The 12549-nt window shown below is 49.5% G+C and carries 11 protein-coding genes and 2 tRNA genes; 7 read left to right on the top strand and 6 right to left on the bottom strand.

Annotated elements, in window-relative coordinates; genetic code table 11:
• Positions 1–31 precede the first annotated feature (31 nt).
• Complete coding sequence (gene asnB / locus AC506A_RS09845) at positions 32–1876, bottom strand: asparagine synthase (glutamine-hydrolyzing) (RefSeq protein WP_495461013.1); 1845 nt, start codon at positions 1874–1876, stop codon at positions 32–34.
• A 120-nt stretch (positions 1877–1996) separates the two neighbouring features.
• Here asnB and AC506A_RS09840 point away from each other — a divergent pair, with 120 nt between their 5' ends.
• The 3 genes from AC506A_RS09840 to AC506A_RS09830 all read left to right on the top strand — a co-directional run bounded on the left by AC506A_RS09840 (position 1997) and on the right by AC506A_RS09830 (position 4130).
• Positions 1997–2350 (top strand): hypothetical protein, encoded by a 354-nt coding sequence (locus AC506A_RS09840; RefSeq protein WP_495460743.1) that lies wholly within the window; start codon positions 1997–1999, stop codon positions 2348–2350.
• Positions 2347–2694 (top strand): hypothetical protein, encoded by a 348-nt coding sequence (locus AC506A_RS09835; protein WP_495460742.1) that lies wholly within the window; start codon positions 2347–2349, stop codon positions 2692–2694. The genes AC506A_RS09840 and AC506A_RS09835 overlap by 4 nt, the downstream gene beginning before the upstream one ends.
• A 101-nt stretch (positions 2695–2795) precedes the next feature.
• Positions 2796–4130 carry a 5'-deoxyadenosine deaminase gene (locus AC506A_RS09830; protein ID WP_495460741.1) on the top strand — a complete coding sequence of 445 codons (1335 nt, stop codon included), beginning with the start codon at positions 2796–2798 and terminating at the stop codon, positions 4128–4130.
• Positions 4131–4204: 74 nt separating this feature from the next.
• Here the strand turns inward: AC506A_RS09830 and AC506A_RS09825 are convergent, their stop codons facing one another.
• The 5 genes from AC506A_RS09825 to AC506A_RS09805 all read right to left on the bottom strand — a co-directional run bounded on the left by AC506A_RS09825 (position 4205) and on the right by AC506A_RS09805 (position 7960).
• Complete coding sequence (locus AC506A_RS09825) at positions 4205–5083, bottom strand: SDR family oxidoreductase (protein ID WP_495460740.1); 879 nt, start codon at positions 5081–5083, stop codon at positions 4205–4207.
• 38 nt (positions 5084–5121) lie between these two features.
• Positions 5122–5646 carry a hypothetical protein gene (locus AC506A_RS09820; protein ID WP_495460739.1) on the bottom strand — a complete coding sequence of 175 codons (525 nt, stop codon included), beginning with the start codon at positions 5644–5646 and terminating at the stop codon, positions 5122–5124.
• Positions 5647–5664: 18 nt separating this feature from the next.
• Positions 5665–7410 carry a hypothetical protein gene (locus AC506A_RS09815; RefSeq protein ID WP_495460738.1) on the bottom strand — a complete coding sequence of 582 codons (1746 nt, stop codon included), beginning with the start codon at positions 7408–7410 and terminating at the stop codon, positions 5665–5667.
• 278 nt (positions 7411–7688) lie between these two features.
• A tRNA-Arg gene (locus AC506A_RS09810) sits at positions 7689–7765 on the bottom strand.
• 121 nt (positions 7766–7886) lie between these two features.
• Positions 7887–7960 (bottom strand) — tRNA-Gly (locus AC506A_RS09805).
• A 181-nt stretch (positions 7961–8141) separates the two neighbouring features.
• On the opposite strand from AC506A_RS09805, the gene AC506A_RS09800 reads away from it, so the two are divergent.
• From AC506A_RS09800 to clpX, 4 genes are all read left to right on the top strand, one after another.
• Positions 8142–9032: a hypothetical protein gene (locus tag AC506A_RS09800; protein ID WP_495460737.1), complete on the top strand. Its 891-nt coding sequence runs from the start codon at positions 8142–8144 to the stop codon at positions 9030–9032.
• A gap of 97 nt (positions 9033–9129) precedes the next feature.
• Entirely contained in the window at positions 9130–10431 is a 1302-nt protein-coding gene (gene tig, locus AC506A_RS09795; RefSeq protein ID WP_495460736.1) for a trigger factor, read from the top strand.
• Between the two features lie 246 nt (positions 10432–10677).
• Positions 10678–11259, top strand: a complete 582-nt coding sequence (clpP, locus tag AC506A_RS09790; protein WP_090983012.1) for an ATP-dependent Clp endopeptidase proteolytic subunit ClpP — start codon at positions 10678–10680, stop codon at positions 11257–11259.
• A gap of 33 nt (positions 11260–11292) precedes the next feature.
• The gene (gene clpX, locus AC506A_RS09785; protein WP_495460735.1) at positions 11293–12549 is read left to right on the top strand and encodes an ATP-dependent protease ATP-binding subunit ClpX; all 1257 of its coding nucleotides are present in this window, start codon (positions 11293–11295) and stop codon (positions 12547–12549) included.

The raw sequence follows: 12549 nt of genomic DNA, 5'->3' as shown, positions 1-12549 counted from the left end.
AACCTCTTGAGACAGCCTATATTTAGAATCATTAGCGAATGACTACTTTGTATTCCCTCAGCCACATATCAACTTGCAGCAGATAAGCGAACAGCTGCGGTCCGGACATCAATTGGCCGAACCATGGCAAGTTGCTGCTCGCAGCTTCGGATTCGGCGAGCTCGCGAATCTTCTTCACGTTGATAAGCTGCAGCAGCGGGGAGGTACCTTCATGAATGATTTCCAGGACCTGCTTGCGCACCGCATTGAGGTAGTTCGGGTTGTGCGTCTTCGGATAAGGACTTTTCTTCCGATAGAGCACATCATGCGGAAGCACACCTTCGAGCGCCATGCGGAGGATCCCTTTTTCCCGGTCACCGGCTGTTTTGATCTCCCATGGAATGTTATACACGTACTCCACGAGCCTGTGATCGCAATAAGGTACGCGTACCTCTAGGCCAACCGCCATACTCATCCGATCTTTGCGGTCAAGAAGTGTCGGCATGAACCTTGTGATGTTCAAATACGACATCTGACGCATTTTGCGAGCAGCAGCATCTTCACCAGCCAGATGCGGCACCTCGGCAATCGCATCCGAATATCGATCCCCAATATAGTCTAACGGCCGAATCCATGCGGCAACGTCCTGCGACAGCAGATCAGCTCTCATGCCTGCCGCAAGCGACCAAGGGAACGTACCTGCATTGAGTGCTTCCTCGCGGTGGAACCATGGATAACCGCCGAAGATTTCGTCCGCGGCTTCACCGGAAATCGCAACGGTTGCTTCCTTCTTGATTTCGCGGCAGAAGAGCAGCAGGGACGAATCTACATCCGCCATCCCCGGCATATCACGTGCGTGCATCGCTTCACGCAGTGAGGCAACAAGCTCAGGCGTATCAAAAACCATCGAATGATGGATCGTGCCCAGATGGGTGGTCATCCGCTCGATCCAGGGCGCATCCGCATTCGGCTGGAACGCATGGGCTTTAAAGTGTTTATCGTTATCTACATAATCGACGGAGAAAGTATGAACGACACCTTGCCCCGTTTCATTGTAGTAATTGACCGCAAGTGAGGTGAGTGCACTGGAGTCCAATCCACCGGAGAGCAGCGTACATAGCGGCACATCGGATACGAGCTGACGCTCTACCGTATCTTTCAGTAAATCGCCTACTGTTTTGGCAGTCTCCTGTACGGTTTCGGTGTGAGGCTTACTTTCTAATTTCCAATAGGTTCGGACACTTAAGCCGGAGCGGTTATAGATGGCGCAGTGTCCCGGCAGCAGCTCACCGATATCCCGGTAAATACCGACACCTGGCGTACGCGCAGGCCCGACGATGAAGATTTCAGCCAACCCTTCCGGTCCAACCTCCGCTTTGACAGCAGGATGCGCGAGCAGCGCCTTCGGCTCGGAACCGAATACGAACCGTCCCAGCTGTTTCGCGTAGAAGAACGGTTTGACACCGAGTCTGTCTCTAGCGATGAACAACTGCTGTTCCTTCGAATCCCATAGGGCAAAAGCAAAGATGCCGTTAAATTTCTCCACGCAAGAAGGGCCCCATTCCATGTAGGCAACGAGCAATACCTCCGTGTCGCAGGTTGTCGTAAACCGTCTACCTCTGCTTTCGAGCTCACGCTTTAGTTCCGGTGCGTTATACAGCTCCCCGTTATAAACAAGGACATACGTATCGTCCTCAGACGTACGAACCATCGGTTGTGCACCGTTCGCAGGATCGATAACGGAGAGTCTCCGGTGGCCTAGCGCACAATGCGGCGAGATCCAGGTTCCCGATGCATCCGGGCCGCGGTTAGCCAGCGTTCCGGTCATTTTCTCGAGAGTGATGGATTGTTTTGTCAGGTCATCGGTCCAGTCGATCCAGCCCGTGAATCCACACATGGTGCTCATTCCTTTCTCTTAGAGCTTCAAACAGCGATACTATGATGGTTATGCGAAAAATATGGATAAAATGTCTGTCCGTGGGGGGATGCTAGAGCAATGAAGGAGGGTGCTTTCCATATGGTCAATGATCACGATGAGTCATTTTACGCACGCAAACCCTATTATGTGTCCGTACAGGCAGGCTCAATATTAGAGGATCCTGAAGCGACAGCTTTTGAGTTCGAGATCACCGCAAATGAAGAAGAGTTAAACCGTTTACAGGAGCTGTTTGAGGAATATGCCACAATGGATGAAGCTCAAACCGGCCAATTTGCCACAACGCCATTCAGCTCGGCAAGCGATAAACAAATGAATGCAGGTATAGATGGGATTCTTGTTGATGTTTATCGGCTATTGTACGAGCTGGGCTCGGCAGAGACGAAGAATCATATTGCTACGATGGGATTATTTCCAGAGGGGAGTTTGAGATGATCGTGACGGATGCACGCGTTAGACGCGCGGTGAAAGGCGAGGGTAGTCCCAGCTGTGAAATCGAAGTTCATACCAATGACGCGGGCACGCCTGAATTGCTCGCTTACTTTGGCGCTTCTCGAGATAACGATTACGATATGATCGCAGTTGTGAAGAACGATGCTAAGACAGAAATCGATTGGTACGACAACAATATGCATAATGCCTTTACCAACATCACCGACGAACTATTCGATACGCCGACGATGAAGACGGATTGGGGGGAGCGAGAGTCCTTCAAGGAACAGGTGCTGTCGTTCCCGGGCATTCGAGCGGAGATTGGTCGATTAATGGATTGGTCCTAATGCTGTAAAATGCTGCCTCTTTCCCATTTACACATGGTACAATGTAAGCATAACTGACAAACAATACCACGTAGTCCAAGTGAGGGAGGCGAGGCAGCCTTATGGGAACAACCTTGGTACGAAATGCAACGATTGTCACCATGAATAAGCAGGATGAAATTGTAGTAGGCGATGTATTGTTCAAAGATGATGTCATTGTCTCTGTTGGCGGCCAAATTACGAGCGGCTATGATGCCGCCTCAACGACGGTCGTTGAAGCCAAAGGAAGGCTGCTGCTGCCCGGTTTCGTGCAAACACATATCCATTTGTGTCAGACGATATTTCGCGGCCGTGCAGACGATATGGCGCTAATGGATTGGCTGCGGACACGGGTTTGGCCGCTTGAAGCGGCGCATGATGAGGAATCGGTTTATTACTCCGCGATGCTTGGCATCGGTGAATTATTGCGCAGCGGGACGACGACGATTCTCGATATGGAGACCGTGAGCCATACTGATTTTGCCTTCCAGGCGATCGCAAGCAGCGGAATTCGAGCGATCTCCGGCAAAGTGATGATGGATGCCGGCGGCGATGTGCCGGTTGGTTTGCAGGAAGATACGAAACGTTCGGTTGAGGAGAGCACGGCACTGCTTGAGAAGTGGCATGGCTATGACAATGGCCGAATCGGTTATGCCTACTGCCCCCGTTTTGTCGTTTCCTGCTCGGAAGAGCTGCTGAAGGAGGTACGGGATTTATCGTTCCACTATCAGGTGCTCGTACACACGCATGCGGCAGAGAATCGCGAAGAAATCGAGCTGGTTATGCGCCAGCGCGGCATGCGAAATATTGTGTATTTGGACCATATCGGACTAACCTCACCGCGTCTTGTCCTTGCGCATTGCATTTGGCTTGATGATGAAGAGAAGGATATCCTCAGACGTACGGGAACGAAAATGACCCATTGTCCGGGCTCCAATCTTAAGCTGTCATCAGGGATTGCCTCAGTACCAGAGCTATTGGAACAGGGAATTGGCATGGGGATTGGTGCGGACGGCGCGCCTTGCAACAATACGCTGGATATGTTTCAGGAGATGCGTTTAACCGCTCTTCTGCATAAGGTACGGTGTGGACCGGAGTCCATGAATGCCCGAACGGTGCTTCGCATGGCGACTATTGGCGGGGCGGAGGCTCTGGGACTGGATCATCTGATCGGCAGTGTTGAGCCAGGCAAGAAAGCGGACCTCGTTCTGTTGGACTTAAATGATTTTCATACGTTTCCATCCTATGATGCGGATCCATATTCACGAGTGGTCTATGCGGCTTCACGAGGGAATGTTTCCGATGTGTGGGTTGACGGCAAGATGGTTGTGGAACGAGGTAGAGTAAGAACGATTGATAAACGAACGGTACTGCGTGAGGCGGACCGATCCATAGCGCGGCTGTTAAAACGAATTTAGTATAAAGGCCGACCGCTTTGTTAACTCTACCTGAGTTATCTTAGCGGTCGGCCTTTGATTTGTATGGCAGGAGATTATCCGTTCACGATCTCGCCGCCATTGATATGGAGGACTTGTCCGGACATGTAAGAGGAGTCCTCGCAAGCGAGATAGACATAAGCAGGTGCGAGCTCTTCGGGTTGTCCTGCTCGTTTCATAGGCGTGTCGGAGCCGAATTTCGCGACTGTCTTCTCATCGAACGTCGACGGAATGAGAGGCGTCCAAATCGGCCCTGGTGCTACTGCATTTACGCGAATGCCTTGGGCTGCAAGATTCATCGCCAGGGAGCGTGTGAAAGCGACCTGAGCTCCTTTGGTCGAAGAATAATCGAGCAGATTGGCACTGCCGTGATAAGCAGTTATCGAAGTCGTGTTAATGATGGTCGCACCTTTGGATAGATGCGGCAAAGCTGCTTGGGTCAGATAGAACATGCCGAATACATTCGTTTTGAACGTCCGCTCAAGCTGCTGTGGCGTAATGAGCGTAAGCGAATCCTTCGGATGCTGTTCTGCGGCATTGTTCACGACAATATCAAGACCTCCCAATTGCGAAGTCGTATCATAGATGACCTTCTTGCAAAATTCGGGATCTCCGATATCACCGGCGATCGTCAAGCATTTCCGGCCTAATCCTTCGATTAATCCTTTTATCTCATTCGCATCGCCGTCTTCATCCAAATAGACGATCGCAACATCTGCACCTTCCTTGGCATAGATGAGTGCGACGGCCCGGCCGATTCCGCTGTCTCCTCCGGTAATAACGGCAACCTTGCCTGAGAGCTTGCCTGCCGCCTTATAGGCTGAAGATTCAAACTGCGGGTGAGGGGTCATTTCGCTTTCAAGCCCGGGCTGTCGATTCTGATGCTGCGGTGGGAACGATGTCGGTCTTTGTGGTGTTTGCTGGTTGGATGTCATCTTGTTAACCACTCCTTTCCAAGGAGTAGTTTGCGTCTTTAGTACCGTGTTGATTCGGCTTTCTGTTTGCCTGCTGAGACATCCAGCAAGTAATCGGTAAATTGATGCAGCTGATGCAGCAGTACACCGTTCTGCTGATCCAGCAGTTTAACGGCGTTGCCGCTAACGAGACCTTCACGCGATAACATCGCCGTTTGTTTTAAATAGAGTGCACCGCCCTCAGGGAAGACGCCGAAACTGCCAAGCGGAAGCTGAATATTGAGGGTGCTGATCGCCTTAATCAGCTCTACTTCATGTTCTTTCGTTGTTTGAGGAGCCAGCACAGCGAACGATTGAAAGAGATACACGCCTTCTTGATTCAGCTCCTGCAAGCCGGGCAGGAAGCTCATCTCCAAGTCGATGGTCGCTTCCCGTTCTCCGATTTCGGTAAATCGAATGATGAGGGACGTATAAGGGGCTTCTTCAGTTGGCCCCATCAATTGAGAAGGAATGTCGATGTTCTCATAGAAGCGAAGCGTACGTTTCAAGTAATCGATACTGATCAGGTCTTCTTGAAAAGACATGGTAGTCAAGCTCCTTTGCTAGTTGTGCAGTTTCTTCGCAATCATTTCTTTCGTTGGTTTCTGTTTGGCACTGTCAACTTTGAGTCCGATGCTCTCGATGATCGACTTGCTGTCCGCGTCGTCGCCTCGTACACCGGATTCAAACAGCATGCCAGCCAGATCCGTCACGATTTGGGCATAGCACTGATCGACGCTGTTAAAGCCTTTCTCTTCAATAAGCTGCTGCCTGACTTTATCTTTACCCGTTTTCTCATTCTCGGGCTTCTTCATCGCATCATCGACTTTAAGGACACGATCGACGAACGATTCTTTCCGTTTATATTTCTTATAAAATTTCACGATCGCCGCAACGCCGCCGAGAATCGCAGCGAGTGCGATCAGGATCGGGCCGGCAGGTGAAGCGGCTGCGATTAAGAGTGCAGCACCGCCTGCGACCATAAGCGCGCCTTTGACGGCTGTTGCTTTGTTCTTTTCTTTGTTCATTTCCTGCGTCGAACCGCCCAGGTTAGCGGCATGTCCAAGATCAGTGGCACGCGTATCGCTGGCCTGCTTCATTTTGTCTTCCATCTCATGCAGGTTCTTGGCGTTCTTCTTGTTCTCACGATAACCAGCTACACCGCTGACCATATAGGCCGCGCCGCCAACGATGCCAGCCGCGCCGGCTGCGACGGTTGCTCCGGCGTTAAGTCCCATATCTGCAACGGTACGGACACTGTTCACGGTGCCAGCGCTGAAACGGGCCAGATCGGCCGCGCCGGCGCCGCCTTCTCCGACGATTTGCTGCGCTTTGCCGGTGTTGCTTAGCGATTCATCATAGTTGTCGGTGGCATTGTAGATTTGGGAGATCGAAGCAAGGCCGCTTAATGCTCCGGCCGCAGGGCCGATGCCTTCCGCGACAGGCAATGCACGGCTCGCTCCTAACCCGGCGCTAATTGTAGCTGAACCGCCTGCGCCGCCGGTGGCAGCGGAAGTGCCGATTGCAGCATAAGCGGCATAGTCTTTGTCGGTGTCCGCGTTGTAATTTTTTGAATCGACTTTGTTGGCGTCTCGCGAGAATGACGAAAATTTATCCCAATCGACCGATTTACTAATGAGACCTTTGATCATCGTTTTCTTCACATTATCCAGGTCGACGAATCGTTTGCTGCCGCCGTTCATCGCTCGAATTGCAGACATTTTCTGTTCTGGTGTCAGGGCATCGAAGTAAGCGAAGAGAGCGGATTTCTTTTCTTTCGAGGATTGCTCTTTCAGCCAGCTATAGACCTCGCTGTACCCTGCCTTGCCCTTCAAATTGGCAGGGATAGGTGGTGGTGTGAATGCTGCAGGAGCAGCAGCCGCTGCTGGACCAGACGGCGCGGCTGGGGCTGCAGGAGCCGCCGGTGCACTTGCCGCAACGGGAGGAGCCGCCACCGGAGCAGCGGCTGCCTCTTGTGCTTGCTGTTCGGGCGCTGCCGGGGCAGGTGTTTGAACAGGTGTCTGCGCCGCAGGAACTGTAGAAGATGCCGGACTGTTTACCCGATCTGGTCTACCCATCCGAGCCGCGCCAGTCTGCCGCATAATCGTACCTTTGCCTGACTGCATCATCTGCAGCACAGCTTGATTGCCCGATGCACGCTGCATCTGCAGAAGCTTTCCGGGTTCCGATTCGCTTTCTCTGCCGGCAGCTGGCGAGGCTGCTGTTCGGCTGCTTAGCTCGGCGCTTTCACGCTGAATGGGTGAAGCGGTTTTACGCGTATGGCGATTTGAATCGGCAAATGAGCTCATTTCGACAGCCTCCGACATTGAAAGTCATTATTCGATAGAATGATAGACTAATAGTACCACATTTTGAGAGAAATCATGGGAATAATTGAAGGCAACAAGCGACCAAAGGCTTCTAGCCGAATTGATCAGTTTCTGATTGTTGTTTTTACATTCTAACGAATCGATAGGAAAACACTATCCGTGCCTAAATAACAAAAAAGTCTCCTGGAAATATGCCGAAGCATAATTCAACAGGAGGCTGTCAGTGATTATGTAGTGTCTGAAACGCTAGGTATAAATGGCGTCCCAGGAGGGATTCGAACCCCCGACAACACGCTTAGAAGGCGTGTGCTCTATCCAACTGAGCTACTGGGACACGTAAGAAGTAGTATATCACGGAGTGTTCCGGTAGTGCAACTACTTTTTTCAAGCGATTGTTTAGGAACGTTCGAACCCACTAAGGGTTCTCTTCCTGAATTACGCACCTATCAAAAAGGTGGAGCGGGTGAAGGGAATCGAACCCTCGCCTCAAGCTTGGGAAGCTGGCGTTCTGCCACTGAACTACACCCGCATGGAAAAAACAAAGTAGACAAATAATAGCACAGGCTAAAATGGAAATCAACAGCAGAGAGTGATATAATCGAACTCTAACTGTACATAATACGCATTTCTGCAGGCAGTTTGACTGATAAGGCGGTGATTCTATTACAACCTCGGACCCCTCGCAGGGTGATAACAGAGAGAATGTATATTTGTTTCCGAATATGCTGGATCAATATCAGAACCAACTGACGCGCATGCTTGAATCCGAACAATATGGAGAAGCTAAGGGACTGCTTCGTTTCTTGCTGAATTGTCAGGGCGAAGAGAAGCGTCACTACGAAGAATGGACCAATTTATTATCATGGCTTGATGTTGCTTTTCCGGGCTATGGAGACTCGAACGACAGCATACATAAGGACTCACCTGAATTGGACGGCGATGAGGAAACACTTCGCCAGGAAACACTGAATCCCGGTGAATACGATGAAGCTTACGTGCAGCAGGTTCTTTATATTATGCAGCATCATCCCGTTGCCGATCAGCAAATCTTGGCACTGGAGCGGGCAGCTTATATTAAGCATCCGAGTGTGGATGAAACAATTATCACTTGGCTGACGAGAACGGATTTACATCCTGTCCTTCAATTCAAGGCGCTGCAATCCTTGAAGAAGCGCGGAGTAACTGGAGCAATCAGGCTGGAACGACTCGGGGAGCAAGTGGATCTCGAGATCGAAGCAACTCCGCTTTCGATGGATGATTTTCCGCCTGTGGTTACAAGGGTCGTAGAACGGGTAGAATCGGTAACAGAGGTACAGGAAGCATCGATGCCCCATTTTGCAAGAGAACTGTGGAAAGAGTGCTTGCAATGCTTGTACGGCACGACGGCATACAGTCGGCTGCTATCTGACGACGATGAAACAGTGGATTGCTATTCAGCAGCACTTCATCAAGTGCTTGAACTGTCACTATATGGCAGAGTGAATGACGACGATGTGCGGGAAACTTACGGGATTACCGACGCTCTTCGGTTCCGTTATGAGCAGGCCTGCAGGTCGTTACGGCAAATCGCGCAATTAAAATTGGACGGTGATGGCGGCTAGTCTTGAAATTAATGAAAATGTTGATTATAATAGAATGGTTTATTACGGGTAAGATCTGACGCAGAAGCGTTATTTAATTTGGAGGGGAAAGCATAACATGACAGCAACTTGGGAAAAAATAGACAAGAATCTTGTCTCCATCAACGTAGAGGTTGAGGCAGGACAAGTTAATGAAGCGATTGACAAGGCATTTAAGAAGGTTGTTCTGAAAGTAAACGTACCTGGTTTCCGTAAAGGTAAAGTACCACGGGGTATCTTCGAGAAGCGTTTCGGTATCGAAAGCTTGTACCAAGATGCAATCGACATTTTGCTTCCTGACACGTATGCAGCGGCATTGAAAGAAACTGGCGTAATTCCAGTTGATCGTCCTGACATCGATGTTCAGCAATTCGCGAAAGACCAAGCGTTCAAGTATGTTGCAAAAGTAACGGTTAAGCCAGAAGTTGAGCTTGGCGAATACAAAGGCATCGAAATTCCTTCTGCTGAAGCAGTAGTTACAGAAGAAGAAATCACAGCTGAACTTACTCGTTTGCAACAACGTCACGCAGAGTTGAACGTGATTGAAGAAGGCGCAGCTGAACAAGGCGATACTGCAGTAATCGACTTTGACGGTTATGTTGACGGCGTAGCATTCGATGGCGGTAAGAGCGAGCGTCATTCCCTTGAACTTGGTTCAGGCGCGTTCATCCCTGGTTTTGAAGATCAAGTTATCGGTATGGCTACTGGCGACTTCAAAGATATCGAAATTACTTTCCCTGAGGAATACCACGCAGCACACCTTGCAGGCAAACCTGCAGTATTCAAAGTGAAACTTCACGAAATCAAACGTAAGAGCCTTCCGGCACTTGACGATGAGTTCGCGAAAGACGTAAGTGAATTCGATACTCTTGAAGAGTACAAGCAAGACCTGGCAACTAAGCTTGCTGAAAGAAAAACAAAAGAAAACGAAGCAGCTCGTGAAACAGCAGTCGTTGAGAAAGCAGCTGAAGCGGCAGTAGTTGAAATTCCTGACGCAATGGTTGAATCCGAAACTTCTTTCATGCTTCGCGATTTCGAGAATCGTCTTCGTCAACAAGGTATGAACTTGGATCTGTACTACCAGTTCTCCGGTCAAGACGAAACAGCTCTTCGCACACAAATGCACACGGACGCGATCAAACGCGTTCGCAACAACCTTGTTCTTGAGCAAATCGCGAAGAACGAAGGCATTACTGCAGGTGAAGAAGATCTGAACGAAGAGCTTGAGAACCTTTCGAAGCAATACAGCCGCTCGGTTGAAGAGCTTCGTTCGATTTTCACAGCTAACGGCAACTTGGAAAATATCCAAGAGGATCTTGTTCTTCGCAAAACAATCAAGTTCTTGCTTGACAACAGCAAAACAGCTCCAGTAGTTGCATAAGAAATGAAACGATAAGGCACGTATTTACGTGCCTTATTTTATCCTAATCGCGGCTTTGCGGCTTGCGGCAGGGAACCGAAACATACATATGTATTTGCCCGTATCGTATAATGTAATAGTCAGAAAAATGACATTACAACTGGAACATGTTAAAATAAGAACGGATTAGAAGAAACGGCTTTCGGCGTTAACCGCTGGAAAAGTGGATTTCTTCAAAAAAGTCGATTACGAAAGAAGGTTGATCGCATGAATCTGGTGCCTATGGTCGTTGAGCAAACGAATCGGGGAGAACGTTCTTACGACATCTACTCCCGCTTATTGAAGGATCGGATTATTTTTCTAGGAAGTGCGATCGACGACGATGTTGCCAACGCCGTCATTGCGCAGTTGCTTTTCCTTGCAGCCGATGACCCGGAGAAGGACATTCATCTGTACATTAACTCGCCCGGCGGTTCAGTTACCGCAGGTATGGGTATTTATGATACGATGCAGTTTATCAAGCCGGACGTTTCTACGATTTGCGTAGGCTTGGCTGCCAGCATGGGTTCACTTCTGCTTACGGCAGGAGCCAAAGGCAAGCGTTTCTCGCTGCCAAACAGTGAAGTGATGATTCATCAGCCTCTTGGAGGCGTGCGTGGTCAAGCTTCGGATATTAAGATTCACGCGGATTGGATTCTGAAAACAAAACAGAAGCTCAACCAAATTTTGGTGGATCGGACAGGGCAGCCTTATGACAGAATCGATCGCGATACGGATCGTGACTATTTCATGAGTGCCGAAGAGGCGTTGAACTACGGTCTGATCGATAAGGTCGTAACATCTCTGTAGTTCACGTGAACCAACAAGAAGGGGTGAAAACTCATGTTCAAATTTAACGACGAGAAGGGCCAGTTAAAATGTTCGTTCTGCGGCAAATCGCAAGATCAAGTTCGCAAGCTCGTAGCCGGACCTGGCGTCTATATATGTGATGAATGTATCGAACTATGCACGGAGATCGTTGAAGAAGAGCTCGGTCATGAAGAAGAGCTGGATCTGAAAGATATTCCGAAACCACGCGATATTCGCAATATCTTGGATCAATATGTTATTGGTCAAGAGCAAGCGAAGAAGTCGCTGTCTGTAGCGGTTTATAACCATTACAAGCGCGTCAACTCGCAGAATAAACTTGAAGATGTAGAACTGCAGAAAAGTAATATCTTGCTTGTAGGTCCTACAGGTTCAGGTAAAACGCTTCTGGCACAAACTATGGCTAAAATTCTGAATGTTCCGTTTGCTATCGCGGATGCGACTTCCCTTACGGAAGCCGGCTATGTCGGTGAAGACGTTGAGAATATTTTGCTTAAACTTATTCAAGCAGCAGATTACGATGTGGAGAAAGCTGAACGCGGCATCATCTACATCGATGAAATTGATAAAGTAGCTCGCAAATCCGAGAATCCGTCGATTACTCGTGACGTTTCCGGTGAAGGCGTGCAACAAGCGCTCCTCAAAATTCTTGAAGGCACGGTTGCTTCTGTACCACCGCAAGGCGGACGTAAGCATCCGCACCAAGAATTTATTCAAATCGATACAACAAACATCTTGTTCATTTGCGGCGGTGCATTTGATGGTCTTGAGCAGTTGATCAAACGCCGTATTGGCAAGAAGGTTATCGGATTTAACGCTGCCGGAGATGCTCAGAAGGATCTGAAACCGGGTGAATATTTGTCGATGGTACTACCGGAAGACTTGCTCAAATTCGGTCTTATTCCGGAGTTTGTCGGACGTTTGCCTGTTATCTCGACACTAGAGCCGCTTGACGAGAGCGCGCTTGTCCGTATCCTCTCCGAGCCGAAGAATGCGCTCGTGAAGCAGTATCAGAAGCTGCTTGAGATGGACAATGTGAAACTCGAGTTTGAAGCTGCAGCACTTGATGCAATCGCGAAAGAAGCGATTAAGCGTAATACAGGTGCACGTGGATTGAGAGCGATTATTGAAGGGCTGATGCTCGACGTGATGTACGAAGTACCTTCACGTGACGATGTAAGCAGCTGTATGATTACAGAGAAGGTCGTTCAAGACCGGATCATGCCAGAGCTTGTTTCCAAGAAGGGCAAGAAGAAGGAAGAAAGCGCCTGA

The sequence above is a fragment of the Paenibacillus sp. N22P23 genome (genome assembly GCF_059383735.1).
Note: the sequence above shows the minus strand (reverse complement) of the source record. Positions and strands in the feature narration are given on the sequence as shown.